This window comes from Streptococcus sp. 5004 (assembly GCF_013276755.1).
Classification (GTDB): domain Bacteria; phylum Bacillota; class Bacilli; order Lactobacillales; family Streptococcaceae; genus Streptococcus.
In genome coordinates this window covers 18,061-38,026 of the sequence record NZ_VMLP01000009.1, presented here as the reverse complement: position 1 = coordinate 38,026, position 19,966 = coordinate 18,061, and the positions used below count along the sequence as shown (strand labels likewise).

Genomic DNA, 19,966 nt, shown 5'->3' with positions numbered 1-19,966 from the left:
TCGATCCCGTTAACTCCCATTTTAGCGGGTGTAGTTTAGTGGTAAAACTACAGCCTTCCAAGCTGTTGTCGCGAGTTCGATTCTCGTCACCCGCTTTGAACTTTGTTCTTTGTACCAAGTTTTTGACTTGGGCGCGTAGCTCAGGTGGTTAGAGCGCACGCCTGATAAGCGTGAGGTCGGTGGTTCGAGTCCACTCGTGCCCATAGTGTTTAGTCCATTACTAGAGAATTGTAATATTATCTGTTCGCTAAGAGGACACGGGTTTATTCCCGTATAAACTATTTTGGAGGATTACCCAAGTCCGGCTGAAGGGAACGGTCTTGAAAACCGTCAGGCGTGTAAAAGCGTGCGTGGGTTCGAATCCCACATCCTCCTTTTGTATTAGCGCGGGATGGAGCAGCTCGGTAGCTCGTCGGGCTCATAACCCGAAGGTCGTAGGTTCAAATCCTGCTCCCGCAATAAGGCTCGGTAGCTCAGTTGGTAGAGCAATGGATTGAAGCTCCATGTGTCGGCGGTTCGATTCCGTCTCGCGCCATTTATATATTTTGGAAGGGTAGCGAAGAGGCTAAACGCGGCGGACTGTAAATCCGCTCCTTCGGGTTCGGGGGTTCGAATCCCTCCCCTTCCATTTTACGGGCATAGTTTAAAGGTAGAACTAAGGTCTCCAAAACCTTCAGTGTGGGTTCAATTCCTACTGCCCGTGTTAATAGAATTATGGCGGGTGTGGTGAAGTGGTTAACACACCAGATTGTGGCTCTGGCATGCGTGGGTTCGATCCCCATCACTCGCCTATTTTATATTATTGGGGTATAGCCAAGCGGTAAGGCAAGGGACTTTGACTCCCTCATGCGTTGGTTCGAATCCAGCTACCCCAGTTACTATTTGCCGGCGTGGCGGAATTGGCAGACGCGCTGGACTCAAAATCCAGTGTCCGCAAGGACGTGCCGGTTCGACCCCGGCCGCCGGTATAGTATAGCATTAAGGAACGTTGTAAATCTTCGTTCCTTTTTATATTATTTTTGGTATAATAGTTATTCAAAATTTATTTAGATTATGAAAGTGTAGGGAAGTATGTCTCGTTCTATCGATTTATTAAAACATCGATATTTGAAAAATATTAAAGAAAATCCTGAATTGTTTGTCGGGATTGAGCTGGAATATCCTGTTGTAAACTTGGAAGGAGCTGCTACAGATGTTGAAGTTACCAAGCACTTATTCCGATATTTAGTTTCTTCTTTTGATTTTACTATCGAAAAGGTAGATGATTTTGGGAATCCTATCCAGTTAGTAGATCCAGTAAGTCAGGATGCTATTTTATTTGAAGTTTCCTATACTACGATTGAGTTTGCATTTGGCAAGGCTGAAACGATTCAAGAGATCGAAAATCGTTTCAACAATTATATGGATGTAATTCAGAAAAAGTTAGCTGAATCAAACCATGCTATTGTTGGCTGTGGTATTCATCCTGACTGGGATAAAAATGAGAATTGTCCAGTGGCTTATCCACGCTATCAGATGTTGATGGATTATTTGAATTTGAGTAGAAATATTACTAAATCAGACTTACATCATTTCCCTGAATATGGTGCTTTTATCTGCGGGAGTCAGGTCCAGCTGGATGTTTCAAAGTCTAACTACCTACGGGTGATTAATGCTTTTACCCAAATTGAAGCAGCTAAGGCTTATTTATTTGCAAACTCTGAGTTTTCGGGTGCTGATTGGGATACGAAAATTGCAAGGGATATTTTCTGGGAAGAATCGATGCATGGCATCTATCCAGAGAATGTCGGTGTCAATGCTAGACTCTTTGATGATGAGGAGGATTTTTTTGCCTATCTAAATCATTCTGCGATTTTTACTGCGGAACGTGATGAACAAACCTATTATTTTTATCCGATTCAGGCAAGGGACTATTTGGCTACGCCTGAAATCCAAGCATATGCACTTAATGGGGATGAGGTGCTTATTTATCCTCAAGAGAAGGATTTTGAAACCCATCGTAGTTATCAATACCAGGACTTAACGACTCGCGGAACAGTTGAGTTTCGTAGTGTGTGTACTCAGCCTCTAGATAAAACCTTCGCTTCTGCCGCCCTTCACTTGGGATTATTAGTTAATTTAGATAAGTTAGAAGCTTACTTAGAAACAGCACCTTTCTTTAAAGAATTTGGACGAAATTATAAGTTTTTAAGACGACAATTTTCTAAGAAGAAGCTTACAGATGAGGAAGAAACTGCGATTATTGAAATTTCCAAAGACTTACTTCTGTTAGCTGAGGAAGGTCTGAAGATGAGAAATAAGCAAGAAATGACCTACTTACAGCCTTTGAAAGAAGAATTGAGCCTATAATTTCTCTTATAAGGGGAGAATTTTCTGAAAAATCATGATATAATGGAAAAGACTATAGATAAAGGATAGAGAGTAATGACATTAGTTTATCAATCAACGCGTGATGCCAACAATACAGTAACTGCCAGCCAAGCTATTTTGCAAGGTTTGGCGACGGACGGCGGTTTATTTACACCGCTTACTTATCCAAAAGTAGATTTGGACTTTGACAAATTGAAAGATGCTTCTTATCAGGAAGTTGCTAAGCTTGTTTTGTCAGCATTTTTAGATGACTTTACAGCTGAAGAGTTGGACTACTGTATCAATAATGCCTACGATAGCAAGTTTGATACTCCAGCTATCGCACCATTAGTGAAATTAGATGGACAATACAATTTGGAACTCTTCCATGGTTCAACAATTGCTTTTAAGGATATGGCCTTGTCTATTTTGCCATACTTTATGACAACAGCTGCTAAGAAGCATGGTTTGGAGAACAAGATTGTCATCTTAACAGCGACATCTGGTGATACTGGGAAAGCTGCTATGGCAGGGTTTGCGGATGTTCCTGGTACTGAGATTATCGTCTTTTATCCAAAGGATGGTGTCAGCAAGGTACAAGAGTTGCAAATGACCACTCAGACTGGCGACAATACTCATGTTATCGCTATTGATGGTAACTTTGATGATGCGCAAACTAACGTCAAGCATATGTTTAACGATGTGGCTCTTCGTGAAAGATTAGCGGCCAACAAGTTGCAATTTTCATCGGCTAACTCTATGAATATTGGCCGTTTGGTGCCACAAATTGTCTACTATGTTTATGCTTACGCTCAGTTGGTCAAGACTGGTGAGATTGTGTCTGGTGATAAGGTCAACTTTACCGTACCAACAGGAAACTTTGGAAATATCTTGGCTGCCTTTTATGCTAAGCAAATTGGTCTGCCAGTTGGTAAATTAATCTGTGCTTCAAATGACAACAATGTTTTGACAGATTTCTTCAAGACACGTGTTTACGACAAGAAGCGTGAGTTTAAGGTAACAACTAGTCCATCTATGGATATTTTGGTATCTTCAAACTTGGAACGTTTGATTTTCCATCTTTTGGGTAATGATGCGGTTAAGACAGCAGAACTCATGAATGCTTTGAATAGCCAAGGTCAATATGAGTTGACTAATTTTGATGAAGAGATTCTTGAACTCTTTGCAGCAGAATATGCGACTGAGGAAGAAACAGCGGTAGAAATCAAGCGTGTTTATGAGTCAGATTCTTATATCGAGGATCCACATACGGCGGTTGCCTCAGCAGTTTATAAGAAATACCAAGCTGCTACTGGCGATGCGACTAAGACAGTGATTGCTTCAACAGCTAGTCCATACAAGTTCCCAGTAGTTGCAGTAGAAGCGGTAACAGGAAAAGCAGGCTTAACTGACTTTGAAGCCTTGGCTCAATTACATGACATTTCAGGAGTGGCAGTGCCACCAGCGGTTGATGGCCTTGAAACAGCTCCAGTTCGTCACAAGACAACAGTGGCAGCTGCTGATATGCAAGCAGCGGTTGAGGCTTATCTAGGACTTTAAGACAGAGGGAGTAAACTCGGTTGGGAAACCAACTGAGTTTCTTTTCATCAGGAGGAAGGATTGTTTAAGAAAAATAAAGACATTCTTAATATTGCCTTGCCAGCTATGGGCGAAAACTTTTTGCAGATGCTCATGGGGATGGTGGACAGTTATCTGGTAGCCCACTTGGGCTTGATAGCTATTTCGGGTGTATCAGTAGCTGGTAATATTATTACGATTTATCAGGCGATTTTCATCGCTCTGGGAGCTGCTATTTCCAGTGTTATTTCAAAAAGTTTGGGGCAGAAGGATCAGTCTAAGCTAGCCTATCATGTGACTGAGGCCTTGAAGATTACCTTACTATTAAGTTTCCTTTTAGGAGCTTTGTCCATCTTCGCTGGGAAAGAGATGATAGGACTTTTGGGGACGGAGAGAGATGTAGCTGAGAGTGGTGGACTCTACTTATCTTTGGTAGGAGGGTCGATTGTTCTCTTGGGGTTGATGACTAGTCTGGGAGCCTTGATTCGTGCAACGCATAACCCACGTTTACCTCTTTATGTTAGTCTCTTGTCAAATGCCTTGAATATTCTTTTTTCAAGTCTAGCTATTTTTGTTCTTGATATGGGAATAGCTGGTGTTGCTTGGGGGACAATTCTGTCTCGTTTGGTAGGTCTTGTGATTTTATGGTCACAATTAAAACTGCCTTATGCGAAGCCAACTTTTGGTTTAGATAAGGAACTGTTGACCTTGGCTTTACCAGCAGCTGGAGAACGTCTCATGATGCGGGCTGGTGATGTCGTTATCATTGCCTTGGTCGTTTCTTTTGGAACAGAGGCAGTGGCTGGGAATGCAGTCGGAGAAGTCTTGACCCAGTTTAACTATATGCCTGCCTTTGGTGTGGCTACAGCAACAGTCATACAAGTGGCTCGAGCGGTTGGAGAAGATGATTGGAAAAGAGTCGCTAGTTTGAGCAAGCAAACCTTTTGGCTCTCTCTGGTCCTCATGTTACCCTTGACCTTCAGTATCTATGCTTTGGGTATACCACTCACTCATCTCTATACAACTGATCCTCTAGCGGTTGAGGCTAGTGTCCTAGTGACACTGTTTTCACTACTTGGTACTCCTATGACGATAGGAACAGTCATCTATACAGCAGTCTGGCAGGGTTTGGGCAATGCTCGGCTTCCCTTTTATGCGACAAGTATAGGAATGTGGTGTATCCGCATTGGAACAGGATATCTGATGGGGATTGTGCTTGGTTGGGGCTTGCCCGGTATTTGGGCCGGAACCCTTTTGGATAATGGTTTTCGCTGGTTATTTCTACGCTATCGTTACCAGCGCTATATGAGATTGAAAGGATAGGAAATGCAAAAAACAGCTTTTATTTGGGATTTAGACGGGACTTTATTGGACTCTTACGAAGCAATTTTGTCAGGGATTGAGGAAACTTTTGCTCAGTTTTCTATTCCTTATGATAAGGAGCAGGTGAGAGAGTTTATCCTCAAGTATTCGGTGCAGGATTTGCTTGTGCAGGTGGCGGAAGAGAGAAAACTGGATGTGGAAGTGCTAAATCAGGTGCGTGCTCAGAGTCTGGCTGAGAAGAATGCTCAGGTAGTCTTAATGCCAGGTGCGCGTGATGTGCTAGCTTGGGCAGAGGAATCAGGAATTCAGCAGTTTGTTTACACTCATAAGGGAGACAATGCTCTTACCATTCTCAGAGACTTGGGTTTGGAATCTTATTTTACAGAGATTCTAACCAGTCAGAGTGGCTTTGCACGCAAGCCTAATCCGGAAGCGGCTACCTATCTGTTAGACAAGTATCAGTTGGATCCTGAGAAAACCTATTATATAGGGGATCGGACTCTGGATGTGGAATTTGCCCAGAATAGTGGGATTCAAAGTCTTAACTTTTTAGAGTCGTCTTATGAAGGCAATCACAGGATTCAAGCGTTAGCAGATATTTCCCGTTTTTTTAAGGTTGAGCGATAAAAAGATTGTGTCAGTTTTGTGACAGAGACCTAACAAACTATTTCAAGTAACTGAGTTTGTTACAAGGAATAGACAGTTCTGTTAAATAGGCCCGAGAGGGCTTTTTTTCTGCTCTTTTTGTGTTATGATAGACAGGTACTCATTTGAAAGGAATTTGAAAGAATGAAGAAAAGAATATTATTAGCTTCAACAGTAGCTTTGTCATTTGCCCCAGTATTGGTAACTCAAGCAGAAGAAGTTCTTTGGACTGCACGTAGTGTTGAGCAAATCCAAAACGATTTGACTAAAACGGACAACAAAACAAGTTATACAGTTCAGTATGGTGATACTTTAAGCACCATTGCAGAAGCCTTGGGTGTAGATGTCACAGTTCTTGCGAATTTGAATAAAATCACGAATATGGACTTGATTTTCCCAGAAACTGTTTTGACAACGACTGTCAATGAAGCAGAAGAAGTAACGGAAGTTGAAATCCAAACTCCTCAAGCAGATTCTAGTGAGGAAGTGACAACTGCGACAGCAGATTTGACAACTAATCAAGTAACCGTTGATGATCAAACTGTTCAAGTTGCAGATCTTTCTCAACCGATTGCAGAAACTCCAAAAGCGGTAGAAACTACAAGTACAAAAGAAGTAGCAACAAGTTCAGAAGTTACAGAGACAGTGACTGCTTCAGAAGAAGTCGTGCTATCTACAGGAACTTCTGTTTCAGAGGAGCAAACAGCCGAAACAAGCAGTGCAATTGCAGAAGAAGCTCCTCGAGCAGCGACTCTAGCTGAGAAGCAGGAAATACAAACAGGCCCTCAAGCTGAATCAACGGTAGAAACAACTACAACTCCAGTAGAAGAAAAAGAAGTCTCGTCAAGTGAAGCTGCACCAACAGTTTCTACTTATCAACCAGAAGAGACGAAAATAATTTCAACAACTTACACAGCTCCAGCAGCGCCCGATTATGCTGGACTTGCAGTAGCGAAATCTGAAAATGCAGGCCTTCAACCACAAACAGCTGCCTTTAAAGAAGAAATTGCCAACTTGTTTGGCATCACATCCTTTAGTGGTTACCGTCCAGGAGACAGTGGAGATCATGGAAAAGGTTTGGCTATCGATTTTATGGTGCCAGAAAGCTCAGAACTAGGGGATAAGATTGCGGAATACGCTATTCAAAATATGGCTAGCCGTGGTATTAGTTATATCATCTGGAAACAACGTTTCTATGCTCCATTCGATAGCAAATATGGACCAGCTAATACTTGGAACCCAATGCCAGACCGTGGTAGCGTGACAGAAAACCACTATGACCACGTTCACGTTTCAATGAATGGATAAACCAGACTTTGTAATATCATTTTGACGAATGAGATATAGCTTTCGTGATAGGAAGCGAGTCTCGTTCGTTTTTTCTTTGTCATACTCTTCGAAAATCTCTTCAAACCACGTCAGTTTTAACTACAACCTCAAAGCTGTGCTTTGAGCAACCTACGGCTAGCTTCCTAGTTTGCTCTTTGATTTTCATTGAGTATCAATATGAATGGAAAATGGAAAGTTACCATCTTGTAATGAGTTAAGCAACATTCTTGCAATCTATTTTACTTTATATTATAATTGATTAGTCAAGTATTGATGAATCAATAGAAAGGAGAAAGAAATGATAGAGATTCAAGATTTACTGTATCAACTCCGCTTGTCTGAGCAAGCGAGTACGCAATTGTTTGAAAAAAGACTTGGGATTAGTTTGACACGGTATCAGATTTTACTGTTTTTGCTGGAGAATTCTCCCTGTAATCAAATGGGAGTTCAGGAGCGTTTGAAGATTGATCAGGCTGCTTTGACCCGACATTTCAAAATTCTGGAAAAGGAAGGTTTAGTGGAGCGTCATCGTAATCCTGAAAATCAGCGAGAAGTGTTGGTAGAGGCTACGAAGTATGCCAAGGAGCAGTTAGTGGTGAATCCCCCTCTGAAACATATCAAGGTTAAGGAAGAGATGGAAAGTATCTTAACAGAGTCTGAAAGAACAGAACTCAGCCGTTTATTAAATAAATTGGTTTTGGGCATTGAAAATATAGAAATTTAAGGAGAAATAGATGTCAATTATTACAATCATTTTAGCAACAATCGTTGCTTTGGAGCATTTTTACATTTTTTATTTGGAAAGTATTGCAACGCAATCAGATGCGACTAGTCGTGTCTTTAACATGGACAAGGAAGAACTGGCTCGTCCGTCAGTAACTTCATTGTTTAAAAATCAAGGGATTTATAATGCTTTGCTAGGAGTCTTTCTCTTGTATGGAATTTATTTCTCACAGAATTTAGAAATTGTGACTATTTTTGTTTTATTTGTGATTGGAGCGGCGGCTTATGGCTCTCTCACAGCAGATAAAAAAATTATTTTAAAGCAAGGCGGACCAGCTATTTTGGCCTTGATCAGTATTTTACTCTTTAAATAAGTTCAAAGGTCAATCTTAGTCTCTCTAGTCCTTTTCACTCCAGAATAAGGGAAATATGTTATACTTGATTTAAGAAAAAGTCTCATTGAATTGGTTTTGAGGAGTTAGAAATGAAAGTATTAGTGACAGGTTTTGAGCCCTTTGGAGGGGAAAAGGTCAATCCAGCTTTGGAGGCTATTAAAGGTTTACCAGCTGAAATCCATGGTGCTGAGGTTCGTTGGCTAGAAGTACCGACAGTCTTTCACAAATCGGCCCAAGTATTGGAAGAAGAGATGAACCGCTATCAACCGGACTTTGTCCTTTGTATCGGGCAAGCGGGTGGAAGATCTAGCTTGACACCTGAGCGAGTAGCTATTAATCAAGATGATGCACGGATTCCTGATAATGAGGGTAATCAACCGATTGACCTTCCCATTCGCCCAGACGGTGCTCCGGCCTACTTTAGTAGTCTGCCGATTAAAGCGATGGTTCAAGCTATAAAAAAAGAGGGCTTGCCGGCCTCTGTTTCCAATACTGCAGGGACTTTTGTCTGCAATCATTTGATGTATCAGGCACTCTATTTGGTAGAAAATAAATTTCCACATGTTAAGGCAGGTTTTATGCATATTCCTTATATGATGGAACAGGTGGTGAATCGACCGACCACTCCAGCTATGAGTTTAGTGGATATTAGGCGAGGGATAGAAGCAGCAATCGGCGCCATTATCGAACATGGAGATCAGGATCTCAAGTTGGTAGGCGGAGAAATTCATTGATAGAAAAAAGCTTGAGGGAAAACCTTCAAGCTTTTGGACGTTTTCGAGCCAATACTGCTCGGTAAAAAATTATTTTATTGATTTGAATGTAGGGTAGGAGTGAGAAACTAGCAATTCCAAAGGTAATCCAATTGAGGAAATACCAAGGAAGGAGTTGTAAGTCTAGGACAAAGCGCTGAAATTTGTAACCTTTCATTAAGAAACGGCAGGTTTTAAGTATTTGCCCTGGTTTAGCTTGTCCTAAGTCTAGGGTGTCACAGAGGAGAAATTCTACCTGTGAATAAGCATAGTATTGTGGAATATAGAGACTATTTCCGACAATCATCAAGAGGATACTTGCTAGAAAATAGAGACCAAAGGTCATGAGGAAACGCTCCGTTTCAACTGACGAGAGATCTAGATTGGGAAATTCAGGATGGATTGCAACGAATTTCTTTGCTAGAAAGCTACTGTAAAAAGGGAGGTAAATCCCAAGCAAACTAGGAATGCTCCATAAGAAGAGATAGAAACGTTTGAGAAGTAGAGTCAAAAAGGTCTGTGAAAAGTGTACTTCGTTAAAGAGAGTAAGACTATTTTTGACGGATAGTTCTGTATCTGGATTCTTGATGAGTTTTAGGGTTGTATAGACTGAACTGGTTAGAAGAATAGCTCCGATAAAGGAGACTAATAGCGGAAAAAGGTAGGCTTGGAATACATGGCCAAACACGCTTAAAAAGGGTTGTTCTAAAACACTCTCGTTAATGCGCTCTAAGGGATTGAGGAAGCCAGACAAGATGACCAGCATGCTAGGTAAGAGATAGACGAGAAAGAGGCGGGGATTTTCAGCCTGAAATTGTCTGGCCTGCAGACGAATGGTTTTTAAATCAATTTTTGGGTATTTCATTCTCTCATTATACCATAGTTCGTGACAGTTCCGGCTTTTTTTGATAAAATCATACAGTATGCCCTTGGGCACAAAGTATGAACTGGGACTGTCTTTCCCAGCTTCGGAGGTAAAAAATGTCAGATTCACCAATCAAATATCGTTTGATTAAGAAAGAAAAACACACAGGAGCTCGTCTGGGAGAAATCATCACTCCCCACGGTACCTTCCCGACGCCTATGTTTATGCCAGTTGGAACTCAAGCCACTGTCAAAACTCAGTCACCTGAAGAATTGAAGGAGATGGGTTCGGGAATTATCCTATCAAACACCTATCATCTCTGGCTTCGCCCTGGAGATGAACTCATCGCACGCGCAGGCGGTCTTCATAAGTTTATGAACTGGGACCAGCCTATTTTGACAGATAGTGGTGGTTTCCAGGTCTATTCTCTAGCAGATAGTCGCAATATCACAGAAGAAGGGGTAACCTTTAAAAACCATCTCAATGGTTCTAAGATGTTCCTATCACCAGAAAAAGCCATCTCTATTCAGAACAATCTGGGTTCAGACATCATGATGTCTTTTGATGAATGTCCTCAGTTTTATCAACCATACGACTACGTTAAGAAATCAATCGAGCGTACCAGCCGTTGGGCTGAGCGTGGTTTGAAAGCTCATCGTCGTCCACATGACCAAGGCTTGTTTGGAATTGTGCAGGGGGCTGGATTTGAAGACCTGCGTCGCCAATCAGCTCATGACCTTGTCAGCATGGATTTTCCAGGCTACTCTATCGGTGGCTTGGCAGTGGGAGAAACCCACGAAGAGATGAATGCTGTCTTGGACTTTACAACTCAACTGCTGCCTGAAAACAAACCTCGCTATTTGATGGGTGTCGGAGCGCCAGATAGCTTGATTGATGGGGTGATTCGTGGTGTAGATATGTTTGACTGTGTTTTACCGACTCGTATCGCTCGTAATGGGACTTGTATGACCAGTCAGGGACGTTTGGTTGTCAAAAATGCCCAGTTTGCTGAGGACTTTACACCACTGGATCCTGAATGTGATTGCTACACATGTAAGAACTATACACGCGCTTATCTTCGTCACCTGCTCAAGGCTGATGAAACCTTTGGTATCCGCTTGACTAGCTACCACAATCTTTACTTCTTGCTTAACCTGATGAAGCAAGTTCGACAAGCCATTATGGATGACAATCTCTTGGAATTCCGTGAGTATTTTGTGGAAAAATATGGCTACAATAAGTCAGGCCGTAATTTCTAAAATGGAATTGATATAAGCTAAAAATCCTAAGTTTTCTCTTGGGATTTTTCTTCTTTTTTTGATAGAATAAAGTGTATAATGAAAGGGAGAATAAACTCGTATGCGCATTAAATGGTTTTCCTTGATTAGGATTACTGGTTTACTACTGGTACTCTTATATCACTTCTTTCAGACCATCTTTCCTGGAGGATTTTTCGGGGTGGATGTCTTTTTCACATTTTCAGGCTTTCTGATTACGGCTCTACTTATCGAAGAATTTTCTAAAAATCACGAGATTGACTTGATAGGATTTTTTAGGAGACGTTTTTATCGGATTGTGCCACCTGTGGTTTTGATGGTCTTGGTAACCATGCCCTTTACTTTTCTAGTTCGGCAAGATTATGTGGCTGGAATTGGGGGTCAGATTGCGGGTGTTTTAGGCTTTATGACCAACTTCTATGAACTCCTAACAGGTGGGAGTTATGAATCTCAGTTTATTCCCCATTTGTTTGTTCATAATTGGAGTTTGGCAGTTGAGGTTCACTACTATATTCTATGGGGATTGGCAGTTTGGTTCTTATCCAAACAGGCTAAATCCAATGGTCAGTTGAAGGGGATGGTTTTTCTCTTATCAGCTGCTGCCTTTTTAATTAGCTTCTTCTCCATGTTTATTGGTAGTTTTCTAGTGACCTCTTATTCCTCTGTTTATTTCTCCAGTTTAACTCATGTCTATCCATTCTTTTTGGGAAGTGTGTTAGCAACTATCGTAGGCGTTCGTCAGACGACTTCCCTAGTTAAGCAGTTGGATAAAATCTGGGATTTACGAAAGACCCTGTTGATTTTTGCAGGAGGTTTTGGCTTCTTACTCATTTTGACCTTCTTTGTCAAATTTACCTATCTCTTTGCTTATCTTATGGGCTTCTTGCTTGCCAGTCTTGCAGCCCTTGCTATGATTCTGGTGGCGCGTGTCTTACATGAAAAGACTCCTAACATGCAGGAGCCAAAGATTATCAGCTTTTTAGCAGATACTAGCTATGCAGTTTATCTCTTCCATTGGCCTTTTTATATCATTTTCTCACAGTTGACCTCAAATCTTTTTGCTGTGTTACTGACTTTGATTTGTTCTTATGGATTTGCCAGTCTTTCATTTTATGTATTGGAACCTTGGATTGCAGGCAAGAACACACCTGTTTTACAAACTCTTCGTCCCCTGCCTTATATTCACGCAATTCTTGCAACAAGTACAGGAATCTTAGCCTTCATTGTCTTCTTAGTGACTTTGTTGGCACCACAAGTGGGAGCTTTTGAGACAGATTTGACTGTCAATGGTTTGAAGCAAGCTGCAACAAATATTAGCCAAACCAAGGTGATGACAGAACGGGCAGATGCAAATAGTTTGGGGATTGCTGATGGCACTATGTTAATTGGTGACTCGGTGGCTTTAAGGGCAAATACAGCCCTACAGACAGCCCTTCCTGGAGCACAGATTAACGCGCAGGTCAGCAGAACAACCAAGACCGCCAATGAAATCATGCTCAACAATAGCCAGAATAAATTTCTACCAAAGGTGGTGGTCATTGCGACTGGGGTAAATAATCCTGAAAATTACAAGGAAGATTGGGATAGTATCGTGAAAAATCTTCCTAAGGGACACCATATGATTTTGGTGACACCTTATGAAGGAGATAAAACAAAAGAGACCTATGCAATCGTTGAGAAGGCTGCTACCTACATGAGAGAATTGGCAGAGAAGACTCCTTATATCACCATTGCTGATTGGAATCAAGTTGCTAAGGAACATCCAGAAATCTGGGCAGGAACAGACCAAGTCCATTTCGGAAGTGACACTAGTAAAATTGAAGCCGGAGCTAAATTGTATGCAGAGACCATTGCCACAGCCTTGCAAACAGCTCAAGACAAGCCGGTCAAATCAAAATAACTTGTATTAAAAAGAGAAGAGTTGGAGAAATCCAGCTCTTTTAAAATATCTCTAGAAAATAGGTCTATACCATTTACAAATGAATCAGAAAAGTTTATAATGTAATTGACATAATAAATATCAAAAGTAATCTTTTAAGGAGGTCATTATTATGCCTAATTACGTTAAAGCGGATCAGTTTTTCTATCCATTTGGCATTCGTCGTGGTGGGTACTTAGAACTTATTGATGGTAAATTTGGGAAACATGTGGATCAAATTCCTGAAGGAGCAGAGGTTCTTGACTATACTGGTTATAGCATTGCACCAGGTCTTGTGGATACTCATATTCATGGATATGCAGGTGTAGATGTGATGGACAACAACATTGAAGGTACATTGCACACTATGAGTGAAGGACTTCTTAGTACCGGTGTTACCAGTTTCTTGCCCACAACTTTAACAGCCACTTATGAGCAATTGCTTGCAGTCACTGAAAATCTTGGAAACCATTATAAAGAAGCAACAGGTGCTAAGATTCGTGGGATTTATTATGAAGGTCCATATTTCACAGAAACTTTTAAGGGGGCACAAAATCCAACTTATATGAGAGACCCGGGTGTTGAGGAGTTTCATTCTTGGCAGGATGCTGCAAAAGGGATGCTAAATAAAATCGCTATTGCACCAGAACGTGATGGGGTGGAAGATTTTGTACGTACTATTACAGGTGAGGGTGTGACAGTTGCACTTGGACACTCAGATGCGACATTTGAACAAGCTAAGAAGGCAGTTGATGCTGGAGCTAGTGTATGGGTACATGCCTATAATGGGATGCGTGGTTTAACACACCGCGAACTCGGTATGGTAGGAGCTATGTATGAGCTCCCACATACTTACGCAGAATTGATTTGTGATGGTTATCACGTAGATCCAAAAGCTTGTGAGATTTTACTTAAGCAAAAGGGGACAGAAAACATCGCTCTTATTACGGACTGTATGACAGCTGGTGGGCTTGAAGACGGTGACTATATGTTGGGAGAATTCCCTGTTGTAGTAGCAAATGGAACTGCACGTCTCAAATCTACTGGTAATTTGGCAGGTTCTATCCTCAAACTTAAAGATGGTATGAGAAATGTAGTCGAGTGGGGTATTGCAAATCCACACGAAGCGGTCATGATGGCTAGCCTTAACCCAGCAAAATCTGTTAATATTGACGATGTTTGTGGACAAATCCGTGAAGGCTATGACGCTGACTTTATTGTATTAGATAAAGATTTGGAATTGGTAGCAACCTATCTAGATGGTGTGAAACGATATCAAGCATAAGAGAGAAGGCAGAAGTTAGAGACTAGCTTCTGCTTTTTTATGTATGGTACTTTACTGGTAAATAAAAAAGTTAAAAAAATCACAAAATAACTTGAACAAGTAAATAAAAAGGCTTACAATTATATTATAAATAATACAAATAAAAAAACGGAGGAGTGCTTTATGAAAGCCTATACTTATGTTAAACCTGGACTTGCTTCTTTTGTTGATGTTGACAAACCAGTGATTCGCAAGCCAACAGACGCTATTGTGCGTATCGTAAAAACCACTATTTGTGGAACAGACCTCCATATTATCAAAGGGGATGTCCCTGCTTGCCAAAGTGGTACCATTCTTGGTCACGAAGGGATTGGGATTGTTGAAGAAGTTGGAGAAGGAGTTTCTAATTTCAAAAAAGGCGACAAAGTCTTGATTTCTTGTGTCTGTGCCTGTGGTAAATGCTACTACTGTAAAAAAGGAATTTATGCCCACTGTGAAGACGAAGGGGGCTGGATTTTCGGTCACTTAATTGATGGTATGCAGGCTGAATATCTACGTGTCCCTCATGCAGATAATACTCTTTACCATACTCCAGAAGATTTGTCAGATGAAGCCTTGGTTATGCTATCAGACATTCTACCTACTGGATATGAAATTGGTGTCTTAAAAGGGAAAGTAGAACCTGGTTGCAGCGTAGCGATTATTGGTTCAGGACCTGTTGGATTGGCTGCTCTCTTGACAGCTCAATTCTACTCACCAGCTAAATTGATTATGGTAGACCTAGATGATAACCGCTTGGAAACTGCTGTATCATTTGGTGCGACTCACAAGGTTAATTCTTCAGACCCTGAAAAAGCCATTAAGGAAATTTATGATTTGACAGATGGTCGTGGTGTGGATGTCGCTATCGAAGCTGTTGGTATTCCTGCAACATTTGATTTCTGTCAAAAGATTATCGGTGTAGACGGAACAGTTGCCAACTGTGGTGTACATGGTAAACCAGTCGAATTCGATTTGGATAAACTTTGGATTCGCAACATCAATGTAACAACTGGTTTGGTATCTACAAATACAACTCCACAATTGTTGAAAGCTCTTGAAAGTCATAAGATTGAACCAGAAAAATTGGTAACTCACTATTTCAAACTAAGTGAAATTGAAAAAGCCTATGAAGTCTTCAGTAAGGCAGCAGACCACCATGCAATTAAGGTCATCATCGAAAACGATATTTCTGAAGCCTAGGTAGTAAAAAGATTTTGGAACATAAGCAAATAGAAATTCAGTCATCCATCAGATGGCTGGATTTTTTATCAAAAAAATTAAGAAATGAGCATATTTCTTTCCTTGTTTGGCGGAATTGGTTATAATATACGGTACAAAGGAATGAATGAATATGTATCGTGTTATAGAAATGTACGGAGATTTTGAACCTTGGTGGTTCTTAGAAGGTTGGGAAGAAGATATTGTAGCAAGTAGAAAATTTGACCAGTATTATGATGCTCTCAAATACTACAAAACTTGCTGGTTTAGATTGGAACAAGAATCCCCTCTTTATAAAAGTAGAAGTGACTTGATGACTATTTTTTGGGATCCAGAAGACCAACGTTGGTGTGATGAATGTGACGAGTATTTACAACAATACCATTCTTTGGCTCTTTTGCAGGATGAGCAGGTTATTCCAGATGAAAAATTACGTCCAGGCTATGAAAAACAAACAGGTAAGGAAAGGCACCGTTCTTGCCGTATGAAATTAAAATAGAGAAAAAGTAACTTTTTGGGAGTTGCTTTTTTTATTTTTCCAAATCTTTGCGAATAGTATAGGTGAGGAGGTAAGTATGGTTCAAGAAATTGCACAAGAAATCATTCGTTCAGCCCGGAAAAAAGGAGCGCAAGACATTTATTTTGTCCCCAAGTTAGACGCCTATGAGCTTCATATGAGGGTAGGAGACGAGCGCTGTAAAATCGGTTGTTATGATTTTGAAAAATTTGCGGCCGTCATCAGTCACTTTAAGTTTGTGGCGGGTATGAATGTTGGAGAAAAGAGACGTAGTCAACTTGGTTCCTGTGATTATGCCTATGACCAGAAGATGGCGTCTCTACGTCTATCTACTGTAGGCGATTATAGAGGGCATGAGAGTTTAGTTATTCGTTTGTTGCATGATGAGGAGCAGGATTTGCATTTTTGGTTTCAGGATATTGATGAATTGGGCAAGCAGTACAGGCAACGGGGACTTTATCTTTTTGCTGGCCCAGTCGGCAGTGGCAAGACAACCTTGATGCATGAATTGGCTAAATCTCTCTTTAAAGGACAGCAAGTTATGTCCATTGAAGATCCTGTCGAAATCAAGCAGGACAACATGCTCCAGTTACAGCTAAATGAAGCAATCGGACTGACCTATGAAAATCTGATTAAGCTTTCCCTACGGCATCGTCCTGATCTCTTGATTATCGGAGAAATTCGTGACAGCGAAACGGCGCGTGCAGTGGTCAGAGCTAGTTTGACAGGGGCGACAGTCTTTTCAACCATTCACGCCAAGAGTATTCGAGGTGTTTATGAGCGCCTGCTGGAGTTGGGTGTGAGTGAGGAGGAATTAGCAGTCGTTCTGCAGGGAGTCTGCTATCAGAGATTAATCGGGGGAGGAGGAATCGTTGACTTTGCGAACAAAGGCTATCAAGAACACCAGCCAACTAGCTGGAATGAGCAGATTGACCAGCTTCTTGAAGATGGACATATCACAAGTCTTCAGGCTGAAACGGAAAAAATTAGCTACAGCTAAGCAAAAAAATATCATCACCTTGTTTAACAATCTCTTTTCCAGTGGTTTTCATCTGGTGGAGACCATTTCCTTTTTAGATAGGAGTGCTTTGTTGGACAAGCAGTGTGTGACTCAGATGCGCACGGGCTTGTCTCAGGGGAAATCATTCTCAGAAATGATGGAAAGTTTGGGATTTTCAAGTGCTATTGTCACTCAGTTATCCCTAGCGGAAGTCCATGGCAATCTTCACCTGAGTTTGGGAAAGATAGAAGAATATCTGGACAATCTGACCAAGGTCAAGAAAAAATTAATTGAAGTAGCGACCTATCCTTTGATTTTGCTGGGATTTCTTCTCTTAATTATGCTGGGGCTACGGAACTACCTACTACCACAACTGGATAGTAGCAATATTGCCACCCAAATTATCGGCAATCTGCCACAAATTTTTCTAGGAATGGTAGGGTTTGTTTCCATACTTGCCCTTTTAGCACTAACTTTTTATAAAAGAAGTTCTAAGATGCGAGTTTTTTCTATCCTAGCACGCATTCCTTTCTTTGGAATATTTGTGCAGACCTATTTGACAGCCTATTATGCGCGTGAATGGGGGAATATGATTTCGCAGGGAATGGAGCTGATGCAGATTTTTCAGATCATGCAGGAACAAGGTTCCCAACTCTTTAAAGAAATCGGTCGAGATTTGGCTCAAGCCCTACAAAATGGTCAGGAATTTTCTCAGACTATAGGAACCTATACTTTCTTTAAAAAGGAGTTGAATCTCATCATCGAGTATGGGGAAGTCAAGTCTAAGCTGGGGAGTGAGTTGGAAATCTATGCTGAAAAAACTTGGGAAGCCTTTTTTACCCGAGTCAATCGCACCATGAATCTGGTGCAGCCACTGGTCTTTATCTTTGTGGCTCTGATTATCGTTTTACTTTATGCGGCAATGCTCATGCCCATGTATCAAAATATGGAGGTAAATTTTTAAAATGAAAAAAATGATGACATTCTTGAAAAAAGCTAAGGTTAAAGCTTTCACACTTGTAGAGATGTTGGTGGTCTTGCTCATCATCAGTGTGCTTCTCTTGCTCTTTGTACCTAATCTGACCAAGCAAAAAGAAGCAGTCAACGACAAAGGAAAAGCTGCTGTTGTTAAGGTGGTGGAAAGCCAGGCAGAGCTTTATAGTTTGGAAAAAAATGAAGATGCTAGCCTAAGTAAGTTACAAGCAGATGGGAGAATCACAGAAGAACAGGCTAAAGCTTATAAAGAATATCATGAAAAACAAAATAAGACTCAAACGGTCGCGGATTAAGGCCTTTACCATGCTTGAAAGTCTCTTGGTTTTGGGACTTGTGAGTATCCTTGCCTTGGGTTTGTCAGGCTCTGTCCAGTCTACTTTTGCGGCGGTAGAGGAGCAGATTTTCTTTATGGAGTTTGAAGAACTTTATCGGGAAACTCAAAAACGCAGTGTAGCCAGTCAGCAAAAGACTAGTCTGAACTTAGATGGGCAGACGATTAGCAATGGCAGTCAAAAGTTGATAGTCCCCAAAGGGATTCAGGCACCATCAGACCAAAGTATTACATTTGACCGAGCTGGAGGCAATTCGTCTCTGGCTAAGGTTGAATTTCAGACCAGTAAAGGAGCGATTCGCTATCAATTATATTTAGGAAATGGAAAAATTAAACGCATTAAGGAAACAAAAAATTAGGGCAGTGATTTTACTGGAAGCAGTAGTCGCTCTAGCTATCTTTGCCAGCATTGCGACCCTCCTTTTGGGACAAATTCAAAAGAATAGGCAAGAAGAAGCAAAAATCTTGCAAAAGGAAGAAGTCTTGAGGGTAGCTAAGATGGCCTTGCAGACAGGTCAAAATCAGGTAAACATAAATGGAGTTGAGATTCAGGTGTTTTCTAGTGAAAAGGGATTGGAGGTTTATCATGGTTCAGAACAGTTGTTGGCTATCAAAGAGCCATAAGGTCAAGGCTTTTACCCTGTTAGAATCCCTGATTGCCCTGGTTGTCATCAGTGGAAGTTTACTTCTCTTTCAAGCCATGAGTCAGCTCCTCATTTCAGAAGTTCGCTACCAGCAACAAAGCGAGCAAAAAGAGTGGCTCTTGTTTGTGGACCAGTTGGAGGCAGAATTAGACTGTTCGCAGTTTGAAAAAGTGGAAGGCAATCGCATTTATATGAAGCAAGATGGCAAGGACATCGCTATCGGTAAGTCCAAGTCAGACGATTTTCGTAAAACAGATGCCAGTGGACGGGGTTATCAGCCGATGGTTTATGGCCTCAAATCCGCACAGATTACAGAGGACAATCAAGTGGTTCGCTTTCGTTTCCAGTTCCAAAAAGGCTTAGAAAGGGAATTTATCTATCGTGTGGAAAAAGAAAAAAGTTAAGGCAGGTGTTCTCATCTATGCAGTCACTATGGCAGCCATCTTTAGTCTTTTGTTACAATTTTACTTGAATCGACAAGTCGCCCACTATCAAGACTATGCTTTAAATAAAGAAAAGTTGGTTGCTTTTGCCATGGCCAAGCGAACCAAAGATAAGGTTGAGCAAGAAAGTGGGGAACAGGCCTTTAATCTGGGTCAGGTGAGTTATCAAAATAAGAAAACAAACTTGGTGACGACGGTTCGTACGCCTAAGAGCCAATATGAATTTATCTTTCCTTCCGTCAAAATTAAAGAAGAGAAAAGAGATAAAAAGGAAGAGGTAGCGACCGATTCAAGCGAAAAAGTGGAGAAGAAAAAATCAGAAGAGAAGCCTGAAAAGAAAGAGAATTTCTAGCCAAT

The 19,966-nt window shown here is 41.1% G+C and carries 21 protein-coding genes and 10 tRNA genes; 30 read left to right on the top strand and 1 reads right to left on the bottom strand.

Features of this window, described 5'->3' with window-relative positions; all coding sequences use genetic code 11:
• Positions 1-24: 24 nt before the first annotated feature.
• From HT685_RS04165 to pcp, 18 genes are all read left to right on the top strand, one after another.
• Positions 25-95, top strand: a tRNA-Gly gene (locus tag HT685_RS04165).
• 34 nt (positions 96-129) lie between these two features.
• Positions 130-203 (top strand) — tRNA-Ile (locus HT685_RS04160).
• An 82-nt stretch (positions 204-285) separates the two neighbouring features.
• Positions 286-375: transfer RNA gene (locus tag HT685_RS04155), tRNA-Ser, on the top strand.
• Between the two features lie 10 nt (positions 376-385).
• Positions 386-459, top strand: a tRNA-Met gene (locus HT685_RS04150).
• A 3-nt stretch (positions 460-462) separates the two neighbouring features.
• Positions 463-535, top strand: a tRNA-Phe gene (locus HT685_RS04145).
• Positions 536-547: 12 nt separating this feature from the next.
• A tRNA-Tyr gene (locus tag HT685_RS04140) sits at positions 548-628 on the top strand.
• A gap of 4 nt (positions 629-632) precedes the next feature.
• A tRNA-Trp gene (locus tag HT685_RS04135) sits at positions 633-703 on the top strand.
• Between the two features lie 14 nt (positions 704-717).
• Positions 718-790, top strand: a tRNA-His gene (locus tag HT685_RS04130).
• A 13-nt stretch (positions 791-803) separates the two neighbouring features.
• Positions 804-875 (top strand) — tRNA-Gln (locus HT685_RS04125).
• A 9-nt stretch (positions 876-884) separates the two neighbouring features.
• Positions 885-968: transfer RNA gene (locus tag HT685_RS04120), tRNA-Leu, on the top strand.
• A gap of 103 nt (positions 969-1,071) precedes the next feature.
• Positions 1,072-2,349 (top strand): gamma-glutamylcysteine synthetase, encoded by a 1,278-nt coding sequence (locus HT685_RS04115; protein WP_173278954.1) that lies wholly within the window; start codon positions 1,072-1,074, stop codon positions 2,347-2,349.
• A 75-nt stretch (positions 2,350-2,424) separates the two neighbouring features.
• A complete protein-coding gene (gene thrC / locus HT685_RS04110) occupies positions 2,425-3,909 on the top strand; it encodes a threonine synthase (protein WP_173227119.1) in 1,485 nt (494 codons plus the stop codon).
• Between the two features lie 60 nt (positions 3,910-3,969).
• Complete coding sequence (locus HT685_RS04105; protein WP_173227117.1) at positions 3,970-5,250, top strand: MATE family efflux transporter; 1,281 nt, start codon at positions 3,970-3,972, stop codon at positions 5,248-5,250.
• 3 nt (positions 5,251-5,253) lie between these two features.
• Positions 5,254-5,877, top strand: a complete 624-nt coding sequence (locus HT685_RS04100) for an HAD family hydrolase (RefSeq protein ID WP_173227115.1) — start codon at positions 5,254-5,256, stop codon at positions 5,875-5,877.
• 162 nt (positions 5,878-6,039) lie between these two features.
• A complete protein-coding gene (locus HT685_RS04095; RefSeq protein ID WP_173227113.1) occupies positions 6,040-7,203 on the top strand; it encodes a LysM domain-containing protein in 1,164 nt (387 codons plus the stop codon).
• 319 nt (positions 7,204-7,522) lie between these two features.
• Positions 7,523-7,948, top strand: coding sequence for a MarR family winged helix-turn-helix transcriptional regulator (locus tag HT685_RS04090; protein WP_173227111.1), 426 nt, complete (start codon positions 7,523-7,525; stop codon positions 7,946-7,948).
• A 10-nt stretch (positions 7,949-7,958) separates the two neighbouring features.
• Positions 7,959-8,321, top strand: coding sequence for a DUF1304 domain-containing protein (locus tag HT685_RS04085; RefSeq protein WP_173227109.1), 363 nt, complete (start codon positions 7,959-7,961; stop codon positions 8,319-8,321).
• A gap of 110 nt (positions 8,322-8,431) precedes the next feature.
• Positions 8,432-9,076, top strand: a complete 645-nt coding sequence (gene pcp, locus HT685_RS04080; protein ID WP_173227107.1) for a pyroglutamyl-peptidase I — start codon at positions 8,432-8,434, stop codon at positions 9,074-9,076.
• 25 nt (positions 9,077-9,101) lie between these two features.
• Here pcp and HT685_RS04075 read toward each other — a convergent pair whose 3' ends face one another.
• A complete protein-coding gene (locus tag HT685_RS04075; protein WP_173278953.1) occupies positions 9,102-9,959 on the bottom strand; it encodes a DUF975 family protein in 858 nt (285 codons plus the stop codon).
• 116 nt (positions 9,960-10,075) lie between these two features.
• On the opposite strand from HT685_RS04075, the gene tgt reads away from it, so the two are divergent.
• The 12 genes from tgt to comGG all read left to right on the top strand — a co-directional run bounded on the left by tgt (position 10,076) and on the right by comGG (position 19,961).
• The gene (tgt, locus tag HT685_RS04070) at positions 10,076-11,218 is read left to right on the top strand and encodes a tRNA guanosine(34) transglycosylase Tgt (RefSeq protein ID WP_001285237.1); all 1,143 of its coding nucleotides are present in this window, start codon (positions 10,076-10,078) and stop codon (positions 11,216-11,218) included.
• A gap of 100 nt (positions 11,219-11,318) precedes the next feature.
• Complete coding sequence (locus tag HT685_RS04065) at positions 11,319-13,136, top strand: acyltransferase family protein (protein WP_173227103.1); 1,818 nt, start codon at positions 11,319-11,321, stop codon at positions 13,134-13,136.
• A gap of 151 nt (positions 13,137-13,287) precedes the next feature.
• Entirely contained in the window at positions 13,288-14,439 is a 1,152-nt protein-coding gene (gene nagA / locus HT685_RS04060) for an N-acetylglucosamine-6-phosphate deacetylase (protein ID WP_173227101.1), read from the top strand.
• A 162-nt stretch (positions 14,440-14,601) separates the two neighbouring features.
• On the top strand, positions 14,602-15,660 hold the full coding sequence (locus HT685_RS04055) for a zinc-dependent alcohol dehydrogenase family protein (RefSeq protein ID WP_000649461.1): 1,059 nt from the start codon (positions 14,602-14,604) through the stop codon (positions 15,658-15,660).
• A 151-nt stretch (positions 15,661-15,811) separates the two neighbouring features.
• Positions 15,812-16,177 carry a DUF1033 family protein gene (locus HT685_RS04050; RefSeq protein ID WP_000286413.1) on the top strand — a complete coding sequence of 122 codons (366 nt, stop codon included), beginning with the start codon at positions 15,812-15,814 and terminating at the stop codon, positions 16,175-16,177.
• 76 nt (positions 16,178-16,253) lie between these two features.
• Positions 16,254-17,195, top strand: coding sequence for a competence type IV pilus ATPase ComGA (comGA, locus tag HT685_RS04045; protein ID WP_173227099.1), 942 nt, complete (start codon positions 16,254-16,256; stop codon positions 17,193-17,195).
• Entirely contained in the window at positions 17,143-18,159 is a 1,017-nt protein-coding gene (gene comGB / locus HT685_RS04040) for a competence type IV pilus assembly protein ComGB (RefSeq protein WP_173227125.1), read from the top strand. The genes comGA and comGB overlap by 53 nt, the downstream gene beginning before the upstream one ends.
• Position 18,160: 1 nt before the next feature.
• Positions 18,161-18,484: a comG operon protein ComGC gene (gene comGC, locus HT685_RS04035; protein WP_166731555.1), complete on the top strand. Its 324-nt coding sequence runs from the start codon at positions 18,161-18,163 to the stop codon at positions 18,482-18,484.
• Positions 18,447-18,881, top strand: coding sequence for a competence type IV pilus minor pilin ComGD (gene comGD / locus HT685_RS04030; protein ID WP_050207886.1), 435 nt, complete (start codon positions 18,447-18,449; stop codon positions 18,879-18,881). Before comGC ends, comGD begins: the two co-directional genes overlap by 38 nt.
• Positions 18,844-19,146, top strand: coding sequence for a competence type IV pilus minor pilin ComGE (gene comGE / locus HT685_RS04025; protein WP_000413380.1), 303 nt, complete (start codon positions 18,844-18,846; stop codon positions 19,144-19,146). Before comGD ends, comGE begins: the two co-directional genes overlap by 38 nt.
• A complete protein-coding gene (comGF, locus tag HT685_RS04020) occupies positions 19,109-19,570 on the top strand; it encodes a competence type IV pilus minor pilin ComGF (protein WP_173227095.1) in 462 nt (153 codons plus the stop codon). Before comGE ends, comGF begins: the two co-directional genes overlap by 38 nt.
• Positions 19,548-19,961, top strand: coding sequence for a competence type IV pilus minor pilin ComGG (gene comGG, locus HT685_RS04015; protein WP_057488050.1), 414 nt, complete (start codon positions 19,548-19,550; stop codon positions 19,959-19,961). The genes comGF and comGG overlap by 23 nt, the downstream gene beginning before the upstream one ends.
• The last annotated feature ends 5 nt before the right edge of the window (positions 19,962-19,966 follow it).

What these genes read in the sequence shown, in the direction of transcription:
- HT685_RS04115 (WP_173278954.1), top strand. Translation starts at nt 1,072, where the DNA reads ATGTCTCGTTCTATCGATTTATTAAAACATCGATATTTGAAAAATATT.
- thrC (WP_173227119.1), top strand. Translation starts at nt 2,425, where the DNA reads ATGACATTAGTTTATCAATCAACGCGTGATGCCAACAATACAGTAACT.
- HT685_RS04100 (WP_173227115.1), top strand. Translation starts at nt 5,254, where the DNA reads ATGCAAAAAACAGCTTTTATTTGGGATTTAGACGGGACTTTATTGGAC.
- HT685_RS04095 (WP_173227113.1), top strand. Translation starts at nt 6,040, where the DNA reads ATGAAGAAAAGAATATTATTAGCTTCAACAGTAGCTTTGTCATTTGCC.
- HT685_RS04090 (WP_173227111.1), top strand. Translation starts at nt 7,523, where the DNA reads ATGATAGAGATTCAAGATTTACTGTATCAACTCCGCTTGTCTGAGCAA.
- HT685_RS04085 (WP_173227109.1), top strand. Translation starts at nt 7,959, where the DNA reads ATGTCAATTATTACAATCATTTTAGCAACAATCGTTGCTTTGGAGCAT.
- pcp (WP_173227107.1), top strand. Translation starts at nt 8,432, where the DNA reads ATGAAAGTATTAGTGACAGGTTTTGAGCCCTTTGGAGGGGAAAAGGTC.
- HT685_RS04075 (WP_173278953.1), bottom strand. Translation starts at nt 9,959, where the DNA reads ATGAAATACCCAAAAATTGATTTAAAAACCATTCGTCTGCAGGCCAGA.
- tgt (WP_001285237.1), top strand. Translation starts at nt 10,076, where the DNA reads ATGTCAGATTCACCAATCAAATATCGTTTGATTAAGAAAGAAAAACAC.
- HT685_RS04065 (WP_173227103.1), top strand. Translation starts at nt 11,319, where the DNA reads ATGCGCATTAAATGGTTTTCCTTGATTAGGATTACTGGTTTACTACTG.
- nagA (WP_173227101.1), top strand. Translation starts at nt 13,288, where the DNA reads ATGCCTAATTACGTTAAAGCGGATCAGTTTTTCTATCCATTTGGCATT.
- HT685_RS04055 (WP_000649461.1), top strand. Translation starts at nt 14,602, where the DNA reads ATGAAAGCCTATACTTATGTTAAACCTGGACTTGCTTCTTTTGTTGAT.
- HT685_RS04050 (WP_000286413.1), top strand. Translation starts at nt 15,812, where the DNA reads ATGTATCGTGTTATAGAAATGTACGGAGATTTTGAACCTTGGTGGTTC.
- comGA (WP_173227099.1), top strand. Translation starts at nt 16,254, where the DNA reads ATGGTTCAAGAAATTGCACAAGAAATCATTCGTTCAGCCCGGAAAAAA.
- comGB (WP_173227125.1), top strand. Translation starts at nt 17,143, where the DNA reads ATGGACATATCACAAGTCTTCAGGCTGAAACGGAAAAAATTAGCTACA.
- comGC (WP_166731555.1), top strand. Translation starts at nt 18,161, where the DNA reads ATGAAAAAAATGATGACATTCTTGAAAAAAGCTAAGGTTAAAGCTTTC.
- comGD (WP_050207886.1), top strand. Translation starts at nt 18,447, where the DNA reads ATGAAAAACAAAATAAGACTCAAACGGTCGCGGATTAAGGCCTTTACC.
- comGE (WP_000413380.1), top strand. Translation starts at nt 18,844, where the DNA reads ATGGAAAAATTAAACGCATTAAGGAAACAAAAAATTAGGGCAGTGATT.
- comGF (WP_173227095.1), top strand. Translation starts at nt 19,109, where the DNA reads ATGGTTCAGAACAGTTGTTGGCTATCAAAGAGCCATAAGGTCAAGGCT.